18 protein-coding genes are annotated in these 19,042 nt (G+C 37.5%); 9 read left to right on the forward strand and 9 right to left on the reverse strand.

Annotated features, from left to right (window positions below):
• Window positions 1-2: 2 nt before the first annotated feature.
• Together metH and kdsB are read right to left on the reverse strand one after the other, a co-directional pair.
• Window positions 3-3,764 carry a methionine synthase gene (gene metH, locus EWU22_RS10340; protein WP_130925462.1) on the reverse strand — a complete coding sequence of 1,254 codons (3,762 nt, stop codon included), beginning with the start codon at window positions 3,762-3,764 and terminating at the stop codon, window positions 3-5.
• A gap of 99 nt (window positions 3,765-3,863) precedes the next feature.
• Window positions 3,864-4,616: a 3-deoxy-manno-octulosonate cytidylyltransferase gene (gene kdsB, locus EWU22_RS10345; protein ID WP_226998198.1), complete on the reverse strand. Its 753-nt coding sequence runs from the start codon at window positions 4,614-4,616 to the stop codon at window positions 3,864-3,866.
• 72 nt (window positions 4,617-4,688) lie between these two features.
• Between kdsB and EWU22_RS10350 the strand changes: the two genes are divergently transcribed.
• From EWU22_RS10350 to EWU22_RS10370, 5 genes are all read left to right on the forward strand, one after another.
• On the forward strand, window positions 4,689-5,444 hold the full coding sequence (locus EWU22_RS10350; protein ID WP_130925463.1) for a hypothetical protein: 756 nt from the start codon (window positions 4,689-4,691) through the stop codon (window positions 5,442-5,444).
• Entirely contained in the window at window positions 5,434-6,375 is a 942-nt protein-coding gene (locus tag EWU22_RS10355) for a septal ring lytic transglycosylase RlpA family protein (RefSeq protein WP_130925464.1), read from the forward strand. The genes EWU22_RS10350 and EWU22_RS10355 overlap by 11 nt, the downstream gene beginning before the upstream one ends.
• Window positions 6,376-6,545: 170 nt before the next feature.
• Complete coding sequence (locus tag EWU22_RS10360; protein ID WP_130925465.1) at window positions 6,546-7,328, forward strand: TIGR02757 family protein; 783 nt, start codon at window positions 6,546-6,548, stop codon at window positions 7,326-7,328.
• A complete protein-coding gene (locus EWU22_RS10365; protein WP_130925466.1) occupies window positions 7,319-8,275 on the forward strand; it encodes an aldose 1-epimerase in 957 nt (318 codons plus the stop codon). Before EWU22_RS10360 ends, EWU22_RS10365 begins: the two co-directional genes overlap by 10 nt.
• Before the next feature lie 89 nt (window positions 8,276-8,364).
• The gene (locus tag EWU22_RS10370; RefSeq protein ID WP_161566829.1) at window positions 8,365-9,192 is read left to right on the forward strand and encodes a DUF3078 domain-containing protein; all 828 of its coding nucleotides are present in this window, start codon (window positions 8,365-8,367) and stop codon (window positions 9,190-9,192) included.
• Between the two features lie 254 nt (window positions 9,193-9,446).
• On the opposite strand, the gene EWU22_RS10375 is transcribed toward EWU22_RS10370, so the two are convergent.
• Window positions 9,447-10,337, reverse strand: a complete 891-nt coding sequence (locus EWU22_RS10375; protein ID WP_130925467.1) for a Ppx/GppA phosphatase family protein — start codon at window positions 10,335-10,337, stop codon at window positions 9,447-9,449.
• Window positions 10,334-10,630 (reverse strand): iron-sulfur cluster biosynthesis family protein, encoded by a 297-nt coding sequence (locus EWU22_RS10380; RefSeq protein ID WP_130925468.1) that lies wholly within the window; start codon window positions 10,628-10,630, stop codon window positions 10,334-10,336. Before EWU22_RS10380 ends, EWU22_RS10375 begins: the two co-directional genes overlap by 4 nt.
• Window positions 10,631-10,769: 139 nt before the next feature.
• Here EWU22_RS10380 and porX point away from each other — a divergent pair, with 139 nt between their 5' ends.
• A complete protein-coding gene (porX, locus tag EWU22_RS10385) occupies window positions 10,770-12,335 on the forward strand; it encodes a T9SS response regulator signal transducer PorX (protein WP_130925469.1) in 1,566 nt (521 codons plus the stop codon).
• A 41-nt stretch (window positions 12,336-12,376) separates the two neighbouring features.
• Here the strand turns inward: porX and EWU22_RS10390 are convergent, their stop codons facing one another.
• Window positions 12,377-13,048: a cell division ATP-binding protein FtsE gene (locus tag EWU22_RS10390; RefSeq protein WP_109323259.1), complete on the reverse strand. Its 672-nt coding sequence runs from the start codon at window positions 13,046-13,048 to the stop codon at window positions 12,377-12,379.
• 8 nt (window positions 13,049-13,056) lie between these two features.
• Window positions 13,057-13,716, reverse strand: coding sequence for a fructose-6-phosphate aldolase (gene fsa / locus EWU22_RS10395; protein ID WP_109323260.1), 660 nt, complete (start codon window positions 13,714-13,716; stop codon window positions 13,057-13,059).
• Window positions 13,717-13,963: 247 nt separating this feature from the next.
• Here fsa and EWU22_RS10400 point away from each other — a divergent pair, with 247 nt between their 5' ends.
• From EWU22_RS10400 to EWU22_RS10410, 3 genes are read left to right on the forward strand one after another with little or no spacing between them, the layout of a single operon-like run.
• The gene (locus EWU22_RS10400; RefSeq protein ID WP_161566830.1) at window positions 13,964-14,629 is read left to right on the forward strand and encodes a tetratricopeptide repeat protein; all 666 of its coding nucleotides are present in this window, start codon (window positions 13,964-13,966) and stop codon (window positions 14,627-14,629) included.
• Window positions 14,630-14,647: 18 nt separating this feature from the next.
• Window positions 14,648-15,007: a transmembrane 220 family protein gene (locus EWU22_RS10405; RefSeq protein ID WP_109323262.1), complete on the forward strand. Its 360-nt coding sequence runs from the start codon at window positions 14,648-14,650 to the stop codon at window positions 15,005-15,007.
• Between the two features lie 3 nt (window positions 15,008-15,010).
• Window positions 15,011-15,931 carry a sugar phosphate isomerase/epimerase family protein gene (locus EWU22_RS10410; RefSeq protein ID WP_130925470.1) on the forward strand — a complete coding sequence of 307 codons (921 nt, stop codon included), beginning with the start codon at window positions 15,011-15,013 and terminating at the stop codon, window positions 15,929-15,931.
• A gap of 120 nt (window positions 15,932-16,051) precedes the next feature.
• Here EWU22_RS10410 and EWU22_RS10415 read toward each other — a convergent pair whose 3' ends face one another.
• The 3 genes from EWU22_RS10415 to EWU22_RS10425 all read right to left on the reverse strand — a co-directional run bounded on the left by EWU22_RS10415 (window position 16,052) and on the right by EWU22_RS10425 (window position 19,017).
• The gene (locus EWU22_RS10415; RefSeq protein ID WP_130925471.1) at window positions 16,052-16,789 is read right to left on the reverse strand and encodes a LolA-like protein; all 738 of its coding nucleotides are present in this window, start codon (window positions 16,787-16,789) and stop codon (window positions 16,052-16,054) included.
• Between the two features lie 85 nt (window positions 16,790-16,874).
• Window positions 16,875-18,095 (reverse strand): TCR/Tet family MFS transporter, encoded by a 1,221-nt coding sequence (locus EWU22_RS10420; protein ID WP_130925472.1) that lies wholly within the window; start codon window positions 18,093-18,095, stop codon window positions 16,875-16,877.
• A gap of 19 nt (window positions 18,096-18,114) precedes the next feature.
• Window positions 18,115-19,017 carry a sugar phosphate isomerase/epimerase family protein gene (locus EWU22_RS10425; protein ID WP_130925473.1) on the reverse strand — a complete coding sequence of 301 codons (903 nt, stop codon included), beginning with the start codon at window positions 19,015-19,017 and terminating at the stop codon, window positions 18,115-18,117.
• Window positions 19,018-19,042 lie beyond the last annotated feature (25 nt).

Below are 19,042 nucleotides of genomic sequence, written 5' to 3' on the forward strand. Positions count from 1 at the left end.
ATCTATGCATCGTAATTTAATACAGGACTTAGCCAACGTTCAATTTCCTCTACCGACATCTGCTTACGTTGAGCATAATCCTCCACTTGATCTTTGGTAATTTTACCTAAACCATAATAAGTTGATTTAGGATGGGAAAAGTAAAAACCTGAAACGGAAGATGCTGGATACATGGCATAACTTTCAGTCAACTTAATCCCAATTTTATCTTCGGCATCTAACAATTCAAACAGACGCTTCTTTTCAGTGTGATCTGGACAAGCTGGATAACCTGGTGCAGGGCGAATACCTGTGTATTTCTCTGCAATTAGATCTTCATTGGATAAATCTTCATCTCGCTCATATCCCCAGAATTCTTTACGTACTCGCTCGTGCAACAATTCTGCCAATGCTTCGGCTAGCCTATCTGCTAAAGCTTTCACCATGATGGAGTTATAATCATCATGAGCCTTATCATACTTTTCCAATAAAGCTTCAATTCCGATACCTGCGGTAACAGCAAAAGCTCCTACATAATCAGTAACACCTGTTTCCAAAGGAGCTACAAAATCACTTAAACAATGGTTCGCTAAATTGGCTGCCTTGACATTTTGTTGACGTAAATGGTGTAGCCATTGACTAGAATCTGAGCTAGCATCCTTCTTTTGAATCTCATATTGCACATGGATATGCTCTCCATGTTTTTCACAAGCCACTTTATTTTCCTTGACCTTAAAATCATGCAATATAATATCATCACCAAAAGCATTGGCAGGGAAAAATCCTAAAGCAGCTTTAGCTTGCAATGATTTATCTCGAATAATTTCCGCTAATAAATCCTGCGCATCTTGGAATAGCTTCTTGGCTTCAGGGCCAACTACGGTATCATCAAATATACGAGGGTATTTACCGCTCAGTTGCCACGTTGCAAAAAATGGAGTCCAGTCGATGTATTTAGCTATTTCAGCCAAAGAATAATCTTCAAAGTATTTTACTCCTAAGAAACTAGGTTGATGTGCTTGAAATTCAGACCAATCGATTCCTCTTGATTTTTGTCGAGCTTGATCGATCGTCAAATAATTTTTCTCTTGTTGACGAGCTGCATGCTGCACCCGAATTTGCGCATATTCCTCCTTGATTTCGGTGAATATTTCTTTTTGAGATAATTCACTTTGCAATAACCTACCTGCCACTGGTACGGAGCGAGAAGCATCCAATACGTGAATAACTGGTCCGTCATAGTGAGGATCAATTTTCACCGCCGTATGTAAACGGGAAGTGGTTGCTCCTCCAATCAACAATGGAATGGTAAAGCCCATGCGCTTCATTTCTTTGGCTACATAAACCATTTCATCTAAACTTGGAGTAATTAATCCTGATAAGCCCAGAATATCCACTTGATGCTCTTTGGCAGCAGCCAAAATCTTATCGCAGGAAACCATGACTCCTAAATCAATTACTTCATAATTATTACATGCTAATACAACTCCCACAATATTTTTTCCAATATCATGAACATCGCCTTTGACAGTAGCTAATAATATTTTTCCAGCAGAAGAGCTCTCACCTACTTGTTTCTCGGCTTCGATATATGGCAACAAATAAGCTACTGCCTTTTTCATGACACGGGCAGATTTTACTACCTGTGGTAAGAACATTTTTCCAGCGCCAAACAAATCTCCCACCACATTCATTCCGTCCATCAATGGGCCTTCAATCACTTGAATAGGACGATCAACAAGCTTTCTAGCCTCTTCGGTATCTTCATCAATAAACTCCGTTAAACCTTTGATTAAAGCATGTTCAAGGCGCTTATTAACAGGTAATCTCCTCCAAGCATCATCGATTACTTGTTCTTTTCCAGCCGACTTAACTGTATCGGCAAATGCCACTAATTTCTCGGTTGCTTCTGGATTTCTATTGAGTAGTACATCTTCACAAAGATCCCTTAAAGGTTGAGAAATTTCATCATAAACACCTAGCTGACTGGCATTAACGATACCCATGTCCATACCCGCTTGAATTGCATAGTATAGAAATACCGTATGCATGGCTTCTCGAACAACTTCGTTACCTCGGAAAGAAAATGAAATATTAGAAACTCCACCTGATACTTTAGCGTAAGGAAGGTTTTTCTTAATCCAAGCTGTAGCTTCAATGAAATCATTGGCATAATTATTATGCTCTTCCATTCCAGTTGCTACGGTCAATATATTGGGATCAAAAATGATATCCTGTGGAGGGAAAGCCACTACATTGACTAAAATATCATAGGCTCTTTGACATATTTCTATCCGACGCTGGTATGAATCCGCTTGACCTTGCTCATCGAAGGCCATCACCACGACGGAAGCGCCATAGCGTTTTACTTTTTTGGCCAATTCAATAAAGCGTTCTTCTCCTTCTTTCAATGAAATCGAATTCACAACGGACTTACCTTGAACACATTTCAAGCCTGCTTCAATAACTTCCCATTTAGAGGAGTCTATCATGATGGGCAATCGTGAAATATCAGGTTCTGACATCAGCAAATTCAGGAATTGAGGCATCATTTTGACACCATCAATCATTCCTTCATCTAGGTTGACATCCAATATTTGAGCTCCGCCATCCACTTGTTCTCTAGCAATGGCAATTGCTTCCTCAAAGTTTTCTTCACGTATTAAACGAGCAAATTTCTTAGAACCAGTTACATTACACCGTTCACCAATGTTAACAAAATTGGTCAACTCCGTAATTTCCAAAGGCTCCAAACCAGAAAGCTTTTGGTTTAGATTTTTTGTTGGCAATTGATGTGGCGGATACTTTGCTGCTGTCTCCGCTATTAAACGAATGTGTTCAGGGGTAGTTCCACAGCATCCACCAATGATATTAATAAAGCCGTTTTGTAAATAATCTTCAATGACTACGGCCATTTGCTCTGGGCTTTGGTCATACTCTCCCATTTCATTTGGTAAACCCGCATTAGGGTGAGCCGAAACTAAAAAAGGAGATTTATCAGAAAGCGTCTTGATGTATGGTCGCATTAAATCCGCTCCTAAAGCACAGTTTAAACCAACTGAAAGCAAAGGCATGTGGGCTATGGAAGCCAAAAATGCTTCTGTCGTTTGACCAGAAAGTGTTCTTCCCGACGCATCCGTGATAGTACCTGATACCATGACAGGCAAATAAGGCTTGTCTGGATTCTGCTGAAAATATTGATCGATAGCAAAAAGAGCTGCTTTGGCATTTAAGGTATCAAATACGGTTTCTACCAAAAGTAAATCGACTCCACCCTCAACTAAACCTCTTACCTGCTCTTGATAAGCTTCCACTAATTCATCAAAAGAAACAGCTCGAAAACCTGGATCGTTGACGTCAGGAGATAATGAAAGTGTTCTATTCGTTGGTCCAATGGAACCTGCTACATAGCGTGGTTGATCGGGAGTTTTTCTACTAAATTCGTCAGCAACTTCTTTGGCTATTTTAGCCGATTCAAAATTCAACTCATATACCAAATCCTCCATGTGATAATCTGCCATGGCAATGGAGGTACCTGAAAAAGTATTTGTTTCTGCGATATCAGCCCCAGCTTCAAAATATTTGGCATGAATTTCCTTAATAACATCTGGCCGAGTAATGGACAACAAATCATTATTCCCCTTCACTTCGTGAGGGAAATCTTTAAATCTTTCTCCACGGTAATCGGCATCTGTTAATTGATACTGTTGAATTAAAGAACCCATAGCGCCGTCAAGCACTAGGATTCGATCTTTCAATCGATCGAAAATATTTTGTTTCTGCATATAGATATAAACCTTCCTAGAATCTTACAAAAATTCGAATAATCACTAAAAATCTGATAAAGATACGCCTTTTGGAGGTCTAGATAAAGAGATATTTATTTAAAGAAAGCCTAATTTCTTAATTTTTTCTAAATCTGATGGGCTATCGATTCCGACCGTTTCATGCTGGGTTTCGATGAGTTTAATTTGAAAGCCATGTTGCAACCAGCGCAGTTGTTCCAGCATTTCCGCCTTTTCTAAACTAGAAACTGGTAATCGACTTAATTTAGGCAAAACATCAGCTCGATAAGCATACAACCCAATGTGTTTAAAAAAGTGGTGGTGATCGAACCAATCTTCTGTGGCCACACCACGCAAATAAGGAATGGTTTGTCGTGAAAAATACAAGGCATTATGCTGATCATCCATGACTACTTTGGGCACGTTGGTATTGAATAGCGTTAATTCATCATGTATTTCCTTGACCAAAGTTAATATGGGGGCATTACTCTCAAATCCTCTACTTAGTTCAACCAATTGATCAGGATTAATGAAAGGCTCATCTCCCTGTATATTAACTAAATAATCCACAGGACTATCCAATTTGCTTAAAATTTCAGCACAACGGTCAGTACCTGATTGATGTGATCCATCTGTCATCATTACCTCGGCTCCAAACGATTGGGCTACCTGATAAATACGTTCATCGTCCGTAGCAATGATGATTCTCTCCCAACCGGGTACCAAAGCCACTTGATCATAGGTTCGTTGAATCATGGGTTTACCTCCCAAATCAACCAATGGTTTTCCTGGAAAGCGAGTAGAAGCATACCTAGCTGGGATTACTGCTACGACTTTTTTGCCTTGCATCATATTCAGATGTACGTTAATTGATAGAATATTGCCAAATTTGCACATTATTTGCCTAGAAACCTTTTGTCCGACTTGAAAAAAAAATTCCAATATCAATTTCCTCAACAAATCTGGAGCCTAGGTTATTGGGGCCTCAGTGATACACCCAAATTATGGATAGAAGCAAAAAATGCGCTAGAAGGAAATTGGTATGCATATGATTTCAATACCAACCAGCTAAGTGTCATTTCGTCTATTCCTGCGCATAGCAGTCATTTACAATGGTTAAAAGGTCGAGAAAATTTAGGTGTTTTTGTGCGTTTACAATCAGGAAAAAATCCGGGTATTGAGGCCATTGAAGCCTATCAGTTACAGGATGGTAAATTGCGATATACTGTTGAAAGTCAACAAGCTAAAGAACTTACAGAGGATCAAGTACTTATTCAACAAGGGAATTCTGTTTTAATCTTGGATTTAGATTCTGGAAAAATACTTTCTGAGCAAAAGAAAAACATTGATAATGAGGGATTTAACTTTGAAAGCCCACATCATATTGAAGAAAGTCAAGAACAATTTAATGCCTTCAAACAATTTTTTAGCTTAAAATTCAGTTTACAGATTGCAAAGGGTTTGGATTATTGGGAAGGCGAGGATAAGCTAATTTTTTCTTATTATCTTTACGATGGTGCTTGGAAAAATTACCTTTTGGTCTGCGATCTAAACTTCCAGATTTTATTGCATGAACTATTAGAAGAGGGTGATTTAATGGGATATCATACCTTCCAAATTTTCCAAAATCACTTATTATTTATTCAACATAAGCTACAACTAGAAATTTATGAATTTTAAATCATGTATACTCTTCCTCTTTATTTGCTTAGGTTTTTCCTCGCAAATAAATGCCATTACGGTAGATTCTCTTGGCTTAAAAAAAGAAAACAATAAAACTTATGTCGTATTTAAAGTAGGACCTAAACAGTCTTTATTTTCAATACTTCGTCGTTATAATTTATCCTTAACTGAATTCAAGCAAGTTAATCCTGAAATTGCTATTCCTGTAAAAACAGGGGAATTGGTGTTTATTCCATTACGGTATTTGGAGGAAAGTCCTAGTATTCTTAAAACGATCGACAAGCCCAATGAAACAAGTGTAGCACCTTCGGCTAATGAAAAAATAGCGGAAGATGGAAATAAGTCGGATAAAGGTATTCACATCGTGGCTCGTCGACAAGGTCTTTTGACCATTGCCAACATGCACCAAGTAACGATGGCGCAAATCAGAAAGTGGAATAATCTTACCTCTGATCGATTACAAGAAGGTCAACGTTTGATTATAGCAGAACCAAGTGCTGCTACAAGCATTGATAAATCGAGCTTGCTACCTAACAAAACGGAGAAGGCGCCAGCTAGTACCGAAGCGAAAATTGATATGACTTTACCAGCTGCTAAAGAAAATGCAGCGGCAGCTACAAGTACGAATACACCAGAGGGAAGTACAACACAGGAAGGGATTCGTAAGACTATTGAAACCGGTATCGCAGAATTGATCGATGTGCCTGACAATTCAGGTAAATATTTAGCCTTGCATAAATCTGCGCCCATAGGAACATTGGTTTTAGTGAAAAATCTAGCTAACAATCAAAGTATTTGGGTGAAAGTGATTGGAAGATTACCTAATACCGACAATAAGGTCATCATCAAATTATCACCTAAAGCATTTGAGCGATTAAATGCTGTTGATAAACGTATACGAACTGAAATCAGTTATTTAGTTCAATAAGATGGCAAAACGTAAAAGGCCAATTACCGCAGGAAATGTTGTATTTGAGATATTTTTTATCTTATCCTACCCTTTCATTGCCGTATTTTCCGTGTTAGTCACTTGTTTGGTTTGGATTTTCTCTTTACCATCTAAAATCATAGCTTTCTTTGGTTCAAAAAAATAGGAAGATGCAGCAGGAACTGGCTGAGCTACTGAATAAGAAAGTGGCATTTTTCAATCATCCTCGATTCATTGAACATGATCCTATTTCTATCCCGCATTTATTTAGCAAGCAGCAGGACATAGAAATTATGGGCTTTTGGATTTCGATGTTAGCTTGGGGTCAACGAAAAACTATTTTACAGAAAGGTCATGAATTGATTGATTTGATGGATGGTGCTCCTTATGACTTTGTACTTCATCATCAAGAAAATGATCTTCAGCGATTTGAAAAATTCAAACATCGAACGTTTAACTACACGGATACTTTATATTTCATTTCCTTTTTCCAAAGACATTTCCAGCAATATTCCAGCTTAGAAGCAGCCTTTACTCTAGGAGAATTTAAGCCTGACAACTCAACGATTGAAGCATCTTTGAATGGCTTTTATCGTTATTTTTTTGAAGTAGAATGGGCCCCAAAGAGAACCCAAAAACACGTTTCTGCTCCTTTGAAAAACTCTGCATGCAAACGACTTTGTATGTTTTTAAGGTGGATGGTTAGAAAAGATACAGCGGGAGTTGATTTTGGAATTTGGTCAAAAATATCTCCTCACCAATTAATTTGCCCATTGGATGTTCATTCTCAACGAACAGCAGAAAAATTGGGCTTAGTATCTGCTGGTCCTACTAATTGGAAGAAAGCATTAGAATTAACTCGAGTATTAAAATTATATGATTCAATGGATCCTATACAATATGATTTTGCGTTGTATGGTATGGGAATAGAAGAAAAAACGCTATGGAAATAAATATTTTCGATTCACCTGATGGCCAAGTGGTTCAGCTTCATAATCCTGACACAGGAGAATCTGCTGAAATTTTACAAGACTTGGGAGGAGCATTAAAAAGCTTGCATCTGAACTTACATGAAAAAGTGGAAAACATCATCGCTATTCCTCAGGCAAATCAATATTCTATGAAGGAAAATGATTTGTATCCAAGTGCTTTACTTTGCCCTTGGGTAAACCGAGTAAGAAATGGCAATTATTCTTTCTTGGGAAAAAACTATCAATTACCAATCAATGAAAAGGCCTTGGGCAATGCGATTCATGGTTTTTTAGCTAGGCGAAAATTTGAATTAGGAAAACAGGAAACTACGAAGGAATATGCCAAAGTCGTCTTGTTTTATAACTATGTGGGTGATTTTGATGCTTACCCCTTTCATTTTCAATTTGAGTGGGAATTCACTTTAACGCAAGGGGCATTGGATGTTTCCATGAAATGTATCAATACAGGTGATAGTGACATGCCATTTGCCTGTGGCTGGCATCCTTATTTCCAAATTCCTGGAACCGAATTAGCTGATTACTACATCTACTTTCAAGGAAAAAGTAGGTTTTTATCTGATTCCCAAATGATTCCCATGAAGGAGGAAGCGTTAGAAATGAAAAATGGTTTATCCTTTAGAACCGAACAAATAGATCATGTTTTTCGACTGAATTCAGTAGATACTCATTTGACCGAATTAGTCGATACCAAGCAAAATAGAGCCTTATTTGTACAGCAGTCCAGTAAATTATTCCCATTTTTGGTAGTCTTTGCTCCTGCCAATGAAAATTGCGTTGCAATTGAACCAATGACGGCCAATACGGATGCATTTAATACATTGGATGGGCTAATTCAATTAAAACCAAAAGATTTTTTTCAAGGAAATGTACAAATTTGGGTAGGAAATCCGTTAGAGCTCACAAGGTAGAACAATCATTTTTGTACATTTGTCTTATGAAGTTCCATTTACTCCTAATTTTCGCTGGCCTTTTTGTTGCTTTTCAGTCTATGGGCTCGATGAAGCCTGACAGCGTTGTGAGAAAATGGAAGCAGGAATTTACTACGGGTATTAACCTAAATCAATCAAGCTTTAGCGATAACTGGAAAGGTGGGGGAACGAATACATTTGCTACAGGATGGTATTTAAACCACTCGGCCAATGTGCAAAATAATTCATGGCGTTTAGCCAGTGATTTACAAATGCAGGTCGGATTCTTACAAAATAGAACACAGAGTTTACGTAAAAACGTAGACCGAATCTTTTACGAATTTAAAGCAGGTTATCGGATTAGTCCAAAATGGGATTACTATGGATCAACCAACTTTCAAACTCAATTTTTCCAGGGATTTGAATATAATAAGAAGAATAGTGCGGGAGTTCCAGTTGACTCGATTACATCATCCATTTTTGCCCCAGCCTATTTAACTACTTCTATGGGATTTGAGTACCATCCTCAAAAGGCATTTTATACCCGCTTTGGTATTGGTAGTTTACGTCAAACTTTTGTGCTAGATGAGCGAATTTCTAGGGCTGGATTATATGGTTTACAAAAACCAGGCGATAATATTCGTAACCAATTTGTATTCCAATTTCTAGCCAACGTAGATAAAGATGTTTTTGAAAACGTGAATCTTAAAGCGCGGTATTCTGCTTTAATCGATTATTTCCGATTTGGGGTCTCCAATGGTATTGTTCATCGATTTGATGCCAATTTAACCATGAAAGTGAATAAATACTTGAGCACAAACGTTCAGGCTGTTCTATTCCGAGATTATGACCAAGATCCCAATTGGCAATTTTCCCAGATATTATCGATGGGATTATTGTATAAAATATCTAAATAGTTATTAGTGATTAGTTTTTAGAGGAATAAAGAAGAATGTAGAATGAAGAATGAAGAATGAAGAATGAAGAATGTAGAATGAAGAATGAAGAATGTAGAATGAAGAATGAAGAATGAAGAATGAAGAATGAAGAATGAAGAATGTAGAATGTAGAATGAAGAATGAAGAATGTAGAATGAAGAATGTAGAATGTAGAATTAAGAATGTAGCTGCCATAACTAATCCCTAATAACTAAACACTTCCACAAAATCCCTCATTTTTTTCGTTGCATGTGACGGTCGTACAACAGTTGGATGATTCCATCTTTTAGACCTAAATCAGGCACAAAAATCTCTTCACATTCTGCTGCTTTCATGGCAGCTAAATAGATTGAAGCTGCTGGAACAATCACGTCGGCCCGGTCAGTATTTAAGCGCAATTTATGAACGCGCTCCTCATAAGTAAATGATGCTACATAATCAGAAATACGCTGTAATTCACTGAATTGCATCGTTTTAGATTCATTGACTTTTTCAGAAATATTATACAATTTACTAATATTACCTCCTGTACCTACAGCAATCATTTGCCCTGGAATTTCCATCTTTTGATGAATAATCCACTTTTGCATCTTTTCCCAATCCCCTTCTTTCTCTTTTCCTTCCAACAACCTGACTGAACCAATTTTAAAGGATTTAGAGGCTAATTTCTGGCGGTTATGGTATATATTTAATTCCGTCGAACCTCCGCCCACATCTATGTGTAGGTAATTTTTCTTGGGATGTAAAGATTGTACCACCACATCATTGATTAGCTCAGCTTCCCTACTTCCATCAATTACATTGATCTTCATATCCAAAATTTTATGAATTCGGGTAATGATATCTGGGGCATTGGAGGCTTCCCTCATAGCAGAAGTTGCGCAGATGGAATAATCTTTAACTTCGTGCAAATCCATAAGTAATTTATAGGCATGCAACAGCTTAAATATTCTTACCTCTGAATCAGGAGAAATAACTCCATCAATGAATACGTCATGCCCTAAACGTAAGGCAAAACGAACATATTCAATCCGTTTGAAGCTAATGGCTCCGTTATTCTCCAATACACTGGAAATTTGTAGTCGGGCAGCATTGGATCCAATATCAATAGCAGCAAACTTCATAGAGCAGAGGGTTTATGTAAATAAAAGCCATTGGCACGGGCCTCAAAGTCAATTTCGGTACCAAGGACAAAAAGCAATTGTCGACGATCAATTAATAAAGGTATTTCATCTATCAGGTATTCTTCATCAAATTCCGTTTTGGAATCAAAACCCAAAACATAGGTACCTCCACAGGTTCCTCCTTTCATTCCTACCCGAATGAATGGCTCAGGCATTTTACCATCATGAACCAATGGCAACAAATTTGCTTTAGCACTTTCAGTAAAACGTACAGGAGCTCCCGTATTAGACATGGAAAAAAATGATTACCAAACAAAATTAGCTAATTTTAGGTGACCAAAACCTAGATTGTCCATTTAACAAAAATTAAATTTTTGATTGGGCAATATTTCATTCAGAGATTGGTTAAGGAAGAAGAATAAAATAACAATTATGACGTATTCGATACTTTGGGCTGACGACGAAATCGACTTATTAACACCCTATATACTTTTTCTTGAAAACAAGGGCTATCAGGTAACAACCGTCAATTCTGGAGCGGATGCCTTGGAATTAGTGGAAAAACAAAAATTTGATGTGCTTTTCTTAGATGAAAATATGCCAGGTATGTCAGGCTTAGAAGTCTTAATTTCCATCAAACAAATTAGACCTAATCTTCCAGTTATCATGATTACCAAATCAGAGGAAGAAGAACTTATGGAAGATGCCATTGGTTCGAAAATTGCCGACTACCTAATTAAACCACTCAATCCCAACCAATTACTACTTTCTGTTAAACGTATTTTTGACAAAAAGAGATTGGAAGAAGAAAAAACTAATATTAGTTATCAGCAAGAATTCAGAGCATTATCCCTGCAATATCAGGATCAATTAAGTGCCAAGGAATGGGCCGATATTTATAAAAAGCTATTGTATTGGGAGCTTGAAATTGACAAAACAGAGAACAAGTCGATGGCAGAGGTCTTAAGTAGTCAAAAGTCTGAAGCCAATGTCCATTTTAGCAAATTCATTGAGAATTCGTATGAAAACTGGCTTCAAAAACCAGACACTGAAACTCCCATACTTTCACACTTGATGATGCGAAAATATGTTTTTCCTAAACTGAAAGAGAAAAGCCCCCTATTCTTTATTCTAGTTGATAATTTACGTTTTGATCAATGGAAAATATTAGAAGGTTTTATTCAAGAATATTTCCAATTGGAACAAGAGGAGACTTATTATTCGATCTTACCTACTACAACTGCCTATGCAAGAAATGCGATTTTTGCTGGGATGATGCCATTGGAAATTCAAAAAAACTATCCTGATAAATGGATTTTTGATTTAGGAGATTCTGAGGATGAGGAAGGTTTTAATCAATATGAAGAGTTCTTTTTGCAGGAACAATTAAAGCGTTTAAGAATCAATGCCAAGGCATCTTATCATAAAATTATACATCAATATCAAGGTAAAAATTTGGTTGATAATTTCAGCAAATTATTGACGAATGATCTGAATGTGATTGTCTATAATTTTGTGGATATGCTATCCCATGCGAGAACTGACATGGCCATGATTAAGGAATTGGCACCGGATGAATCTGCTTATAGGAGTTTGACCGCCAGTTGGTTCTTACACTCTCCTCTTTTTGATTTATTAAAACGGATTGCAGATAAAAAAGGTAGAGTAATTATTACAACTGATCACGGAATGATACGTGTTCAGAATCCTATCAAAATTGTGGGAGATAGAACTACAAATACCAATTTAAGGTATAAGCAGGGGAAAAATTTAAATTGGGATAACACCAACAAAATGATGGTTTCTCGGAAGCCAGAGCAATTGTTTTTGCCCAAGCCCAATGTATCCACTACCTATGTGTTCAGTAAAGAAGATTATATGTTTGCTTATCCAAACAATTACAATCACTACGTGAATCACTACCGAAATACTTTTCAGCACGGAGGAATTTCACTGGAAGAATGCATTATACCGGTGGTGTATCTGACAGGTAAGTAGAACAAGCTGAGAGCTGAAGCAATGTTTCAGCTCTTTCCACTCTAAATACTATCTACAGGAAAGATATTCCCGCCTTCACATTTTAGGAATTTCCCTGGAATTTGGCGCATGGTATTGTAATCATGACTTGCCATTAATATAGCTGTGCCTTGTTGATTTAATTGTTTGAACAATTGCATAATCTCCAATGACACTTCAGGATCTAGGTGACCTGTAGGCTCATCTGCCAATAAAAGAACAGGGTTATTTAAAATAGCCCTTGCAATACAAATTCGTTGTTGCTCTCCACCAGACAGTCGATGAACACGCTTATGAATGGCATTGCTCATACCCACTTGCGCCAATACTTGTTCTATTCTAAATCGAATCTCCTCTGGATTTGTGTGGCCTGTTGCTTCAAGCACAAAAGAAAGATTCTTTTCAACATTGCGATCTGTTAGCAATTGAAAGTCTTGAAAAACAAATCCAAGTTTACGACGTAAGAATGGTACATCGTTACGCTTAATGTCGTTCAATGAATATCCTGCAACTTTAGCTACGCCTAATTCGATGGGAAGTTCGGCATATATGGAGCGAAAAAGTGTACTTTTACCACTGCCTGTTTTGCCAATTAAATAGGCAAAATCTCCCTCATTCATCTCCAAACTGATGTTTTGCAAGGTTGGAATACCATCTTGCAAAATAGTTACATTTTCAAAGGATAGAACGGCCATAGATTTGCTTATTTATTCTTTGCTTTTTCATGGTCAGCCAAGAAAGTAGCCAAACCGCTATCAGTCAATGGATGTTTTAATAAAGCGAGAATTGCAGATAATGGACCAGTCATCACATCTGCACCTACTTCAGCGCAATTGATGATGTGCATTGGGTGACGAACAGAAGCAGCTAAAATTTCTGTTTCGAATTCATAGTTATCATAAATCAATCGAATTTGTTCAATCAATTGAATACCATCATAAGAAATATCATCTAAACGACCGATGAATGGAGATACGTAAGTTGCACCAGCCTTAGCCGCTAATAATGCTTGTCCTGCAGAAAACACCAATGTACAATTGGTTTTAATACCATGATCAGAAAAATACTTTAGCGCCTTAATACCGTCTTTTATGATAGGTATCTTAACAACAATTTTTTCATCTAATTCTGCCAACTCCTCACCCTCACGAATCATTCCTGCAAAATCAGTTGCAATTACTTCCGCAGAAACATCTCCATCAACAATATCACAAATGGCTTTATAATGCTTCAATACCTGATCTTTACCGCTGATGCCTTCTTTGGCCATCAAGGATGGATTGGTAGTAACACCATCTAAAATACCTAGATCTTGTGCTTCTTTAATATGATCTAAATTAGCTGTATCAATAAAAAATTTCATGGGATGGATTGGTTTAAACAAAAAAATGGCAAATTCACCGCTACAACCAACTTACCCTTGCTTCGATCAAGACCTGGGGGATTCAGCGGGAGCTGGTAATTTGCCGTTGCAAATATAATAAAAAATGCCCCTTTTTTCAAAATACATACCGTTATTTTCCCACTAGGCATTAACTTTGGTCATGCTATCAACCAACATACGTTTCCTAAAATCCTGGCCCTTAATTGGCTGTATACTTTTGGCCCTAATGACTTCTTGTTCTTCTTCTTCAGATGCTTGGCTAGAAGAAGCAAAAACACGCCTTAAAAAAGGTGAATTAGTTTCTGCCCGAGAGGCTCTAAAAAAATCCATTGATAAAAACCCCGGTTCAGCTGAAGCCTACAATATGTTAGGTGTCATTGACTTTCAAGAGAAGAAATACGAAGAAGCTGAAAGCAATTATATCAAAGCCACTGAATTAAAACCTTCTTTATATCAAGCTCAGCTGAATTTAGCTGCCGTTAGAATGGAGAAATCTGCTTGGGAAAAAGCATTGGCACCATTAGAAGTTGCCATAAAAAATGCCCCAGATTCTGCCTCTGCCTATTTACAAAGGGGAATAGTATGGGCTGCATTGGCTAAACCTCAGCAAGCCATCTCTGATTTCACTACCTGTTTGAGTAAAAATCCCAATGATATTAATGCATTGTACAACCGAGGCAATATTTATTATCAAGGGAAAAACCTAACAGAGGCGGCCAAGGACTTTGAAAAAACTGTTGAAATTAATCCTGAATTTGGAAAAGGGTATTATGCCTTAGGCTTAAGTTTATACCAGCAAAAATTGAGTGAAAAAGCCTGTTTAGCATTCCAGCAAGCAGGAAAATTGAATTACCCGGGAGCCAAAGAGGCTGTCCACAAACTATGTGAATAACACCTAAACCCAAGCAAAATGAACAAAGCATTTCTTATTTCTGGAAGCTTATTTACCCTTATTTTTATCTTATTTGCCTATTGGCAATTAAATGACCCAGATCCAATCTTATGGGTACCTGTTTACTTAATTCCTACATACACGGCATTTAGAGCCATTTCTGGAAAAGTTAATTCTGAATTAATGATCATATTATTCATTCTTTCAGGAGTTGCTGGCTTACAAACTTGGGTAGAAATGACAGCCTGGGAAGGTTTCATTACGGATGGATTAAGTATGAAAACCATGAATCAAGAATTAGCTCGTGAGGCAGTTGGCCTTTGGATTACTTCACTATCTTTTGTGACATTTTATTTACTTGATAAAAAATACAATTAATACATGCTTGACTTAGGATTTGTTTCTGCCATTCTACCGAATAAAACATTATGGGAGGTTTTGGATTTTGCTCATGCTCAACAATTTGCCTGTGTGGAAATCATGTGCTGGCCTTCCAGCAATGCCGATACTCGTCGATATGCGGGTGTTAGTCATATTGCTGTTGATAGTCTATCATCAGATGAATTATTAGCTTTAAAAGCTCAATTAGCTCTACATCCCGTTAAGATTTCCGCTTTAGGGTATTATCCTAATCCAATGGATCCTAATGAAGAACAAGCATTATTCTATCGGGAACATATTAAGAAAATTATCCAAGCAGCTGCCATATTAGGAATTGGAACAGTTAATACCTTCGTTGGTCGAGATTATACTAAAAACGTAGCTTATAATATCGGCAAATTCACTGAGGTGTGGCCTGAGATAGTTGCTTTGGCCGATTCATTGAATATCAAAATAGGTATAGAAAATTGTCCCATGTTTTTTACCGACGACGAGTGGCCGGGTGGTAAAAATTTGATGACTACACCTAAAATTTGGGATCAATTATTTAGTATCATTCCATCTAAAAACTTTGGGTTAAATTATGATCCTTCGCATATGGTATTCCAAATGATGGATTACACCTACCCTATCTATCATTATGCGGATAAACTACACCACGTGCATTTAAAAGACGTAAAAGTATATCCTGAAAAACTGAACCGAGTAGGGATTTTAGCGAATCCACTGGAATATCATTCCCCTAAAATTCCAGGATTGGGGGATATTCATTGGGGCAAATTCATCTCAGCATTAAATGATGTAAGATATCGTGGACCGATTGTGATTGAAGTGGAGGACAAAGCTTATGAAGGTTCTGATGAGGATATTGAAAAGGCCATTTTAAGTGCTAGAAATCACATTAAGCAGTATTTGCCTTAATGGAGCGCGTGCCGAGGATTTAAATCCTCGGACATAGATCAAAGGGGTTTCGATTTCAAAAAAACAAAGAGCCGAGGATTTAAATCCTCGGCTCTTTCATATTAAATCTTAAACCTAAATCTATTTTTTCACTGGCTTAACAAATATTGCCGCATCTAAAGCTGGATTAATTTCAATAGACGTCGTATCTACCTGCATGGTTCCTCCGCCCATTGGACTTGCTGTTTCCATAGAAAAAGGAAAATACAAACCATCAATAGCCTTATAATTAGAAAATTTCAATTCGGTATCTACAACTTGGCCACCTAGATTCACTTTAGCGGCAAACTTCATGACCAAATAGGTACTTGCCGAAACATATGCCGTCCCTACATCCCCATCTTTCTTAGTAATTTGAACTACATAAACATCAGCGCCATCGAGCTTCTCTTTATTAACTAAATCGATTTTATTTCCTTCCAATTTAGCATTCAATAATACTGAACCTACAGCTTCTTGATTTTTACTTACTTTAATCATCTCTTTAGGCATATCTTCAGGTTCACCAGATCCACCCATCATTTGTGGACGAATCCACCAACCATTTTCTCCTTCTATTACCTGAACCATTTTATTCCCCATCACTTCAATTTCCGATCGAAAAGCCTTTCCAACCAGAATTGATGATTTTGACTGAATTTCCATTCCTTGGACCGTAAACTTGGTACTTTGAACTACGGATTTAACTTTACTCCACTTATCAGCACCTCCCATAGCTTCTTGGTGCTTAGCAAAAATTTCATCAACAGTTTGAGCAGAAACAATAAACGAACTGATGCTCATGGCAAGAATTGCCCATAAATAAACGATTTTTCTCATGATTAGGGTTTTTATTTGAACCCGAAATTATAGGATAAATGCTTGATACAAAAATCACTCATCCCTTGAATGCACCTATTATCAATTAAATCCTCTTTCTAGAGGTTATAGAAGACAAAACGATGGCCAAACCAATAAACACAAGAATTCCCGCTATAAAAAAAGCAGCTCCTGGAAATTGAATGGGTGCAGCAGAAGAAGTAAAATAGGCAAACATATTTGATGCGACTAAAGGGCCTAAAATGGTCGTGATGGATTGCAAACTCGTTAAACCACCTTGTAATTCCCCTTGTGCATCGGGTCCCACTTGTTGGGTTATCATACTTTGTAATGCAGGTCCTGCAATTCCTCCTAGCCCAAAAGGGACCATAAACAGATACATCATCCAAGATTTAGTAGCATAGGCAAATAAGAAAAAACCTAAGCCATACATCATCAATCCGTACAAAATAGCACGTTTATCTCCCAATTTTGGCATAATAAAACGCGACAATCCTCCTTGTACGATGGCGACTATGGCTCCAACGAATGCTAAAGAATAGCCCACTTCGGTTGGTGTCCAAGAAAATACTTTCATGGTAAAATATGACCAAGTACTTGGATGTGCCTGGCCAGCCAATTGTAAACAAAAATATCCTCCAAATAATCCAGTGATCAATGGATAACGAGTAAATATTTTTAATGACCCAAGCGGATTAGCTCGCTTGATATCAAACTTCCTTCGGTTTTCTTGAGCTAATGACTCAGGTAAAACAAAATAACCATACATGGCATTTAGCAAAGTCAAAATAGCAGATGCATAGAATGGCACGGTAACTCCATAACTTCCCAGAAAACCTCCTACCGCCGGGCCAATGATAAAACCTATACCAAATGCCGCTCCTACCATACCAAAATTCTTGGCACGGTCCTCGGGTTTAGAAATATCAGCTATGTAAGCTTGAGCAGTAGTAAAACTTGCTCCTGTAATTCCTGAAAAAATACGAGCCAAAAACAACCACATCAAACTGGGAGCCAAGGCCGAAATTAAATAGTTGACACTAAACCCAAGCAAGGAAATTAATATAATTGGTCTACGACCAAATTGATCTGACAAACCACCTAAAACTGGAGAAAACAAGAATTGCATAATCGCATAAGATGCCATCATCCAACCTGAATACTGAGATGCAGAACTCAAATCACCCCCTGTGAAACTAGAAATCAAGGTGGGCATGATCGGTACAATGAGACCTATACCCAATACATCAATAACTAGTGTAATAAAAATGAATAATATACTTGCTGAACCTTTTTGACGAGCCATTTTATGCTAGTTGATGCACTTATACAAACTTGTAATTTATTGTATCACGTAAAAAATCTCGACTGATTGTTCCACATTGTAAAGGGCTTTTTGCTTTATCAGGTACTCCATCCAATTCCACAATGGCCCATCCTTTGAATTTAATTTTTCTAATATTATTGAAAATACCTTTCATATCTACATTACCTTGTCCTAGTTCGACAAACTTGTACGAAGATGGATTTGATTCTTGCCCTTTGATAGGACTCTCCACATCCTTGATATGAAATGCATGAATGATATTCTTGTACTTCAAAACAGCATCTGCTGGCTTGCCTCCTCCTTGATGGTAGTGTGCCACATCAAGTAACAAACGTAGATAAGCAGGATTCATGCTCTTAACCAAGATATCAACTTCCTCTGGAGTTTCACCAAACTGATTCATGTGATTATGGTAGGTAGCTTGTACTCCCACTTCTTTGGTCTTTCTACCAATTTCATTCATCACTTCTGCCAATTTCACCAAATCTTCTTGACTAGGTGTTTCTCCCTTTTTTCTCAAACTATTTGTTAACTGAATAGAATCTCCACCTAAAGCTTTGACAAACTTTGCATGGTTTACATGTTGCTCGATCGAAGCAGGAACTTTAGCTGGATCAATCTCCACATTTCCACTGGAAAACATGACTAATTGAAGTTTAGAGGCATCCAACAATGCCTTTAATTCCTGTGGATTGTCTTTGTATTTAGTGTAAGAATTCGCTCTTAATTGAATTCCCTTGAATCCTAAAGAGGCAATATCTAAAATAGCTTGTTCATCTTTTCCTCCCCAAGTAATGGCTGAATACCCCATTTTAAAGGATGAATCTGCTACTGATGCAGGAAAGGAAGCCATGATGGCCAATAAAGAACTTTGCTGGAGAAACTCCCGACGCTTAATCATAGTTGTAGGTTTATGTGGTAAAGGT

Source organism: Aquirufa nivalisilvae (assembly GCF_004307455.1).
GTDB classification, from domain to species: domain Bacteria; phylum Bacteroidota; class Bacteroidia; order Cytophagales; family Spirosomataceae; genus Aquirufa; species Aquirufa nivalisilvae.

Coding starts and splice junctions, on each gene's coding strand:
- EWU22_RS10355 (WP_130925464.1), top strand. CDS start 5,434: ATGAATTTTAAATCATGTATACTCTTCCTCTTTATTTGCTTAGGTTTT.
- EWU22_RS10425 (WP_130925473.1), bottom strand. CDS start 19,017: ATGATTAAGCGTCGGGAGTTTCTCCAGCAAAGTTCTTTATTGGCCATC.
- EWU22_RS10420 (WP_130925472.1), bottom strand. CDS start 18,095: ATGGCTCGTCAAAAAGGTTCAGCAAGTATATTATTCATTTTTATTACA.
- fsa (WP_109323260.1), bottom strand. CDS start 13,716: ATGAAATTTTTTATTGATACAGCTAATTTAGATCATATTAAAGAAGCA.
- EWU22_RS10375 (WP_130925467.1), bottom strand. CDS start 10,337: ATGAAGTTTGCTGCTATTGATATTGGATCCAATGCTGCCCGACTACAA.
- metH (WP_130925462.1), bottom strand. CDS start 3,764: ATGCAGAAACAAAATATTTTCGATCGATTGAAAGATCGAATCCTAGTG.
- EWU22_RS10365 (WP_130925466.1), top strand. CDS start 7,319: ATGGAAATAAATATTTTCGATTCACCTGATGGCCAAGTGGTTCAGCTT.
- EWU22_RS10415 (WP_130925471.1), bottom strand. CDS start 16,789: ATGAGAAAAATCGTTTATTTATGGGCAATTCTTGCCATGAGCATCAGT.
- EWU22_RS10360 (WP_130925465.1), top strand. CDS start 6,546: ATGCAGCAGGAACTGGCTGAGCTACTGAATAAGAAAGTGGCATTTTTC.
- kdsB (WP_226998198.1), bottom strand. CDS start 4,616: ATGATGCAAGGCAAAAAAGTCGTAGCAGTAATCCCAGCTAGGTATGCT.
- EWU22_RS10410 (WP_130925470.1), top strand. CDS start 15,011: ATGCTTGACTTAGGATTTGTTTCTGCCATTCTACCGAATAAAACATTA.
- EWU22_RS10390 (WP_109323259.1), bottom strand. CDS start 13,048: ATGGCCGTTCTATCCTTTGAAAATGTAACTATTTTGCAAGATGGTATT.
- EWU22_RS10400 (WP_161566830.1), top strand. CDS start 13,964: ATGACTTCTTGTTCTTCTTCTTCAGATGCTTGGCTAGAAGAAGCAAAA.
- EWU22_RS10405 (WP_109323262.1), top strand. CDS start 14,648: ATGAACAAAGCATTTCTTATTTCTGGAAGCTTATTTACCCTTATTTTT.
- EWU22_RS10380 (WP_130925468.1), bottom strand. CDS start 10,630: ATGTCTAATACGGGAGCTCCTGTACGTTTTACTGAAAGTGCTAAAGCA.
- porX (WP_130925469.1), top strand. CDS start 10,770: ATGACGTATTCGATACTTTGGGCTGACGACGAAATCGACTTATTAACA.
- EWU22_RS10370 (WP_161566829.1), top strand. CDS start 8,365: ATGAAGCCTGACAGCGTTGTGAGAAAATGGAAGCAGGAATTTACTACG.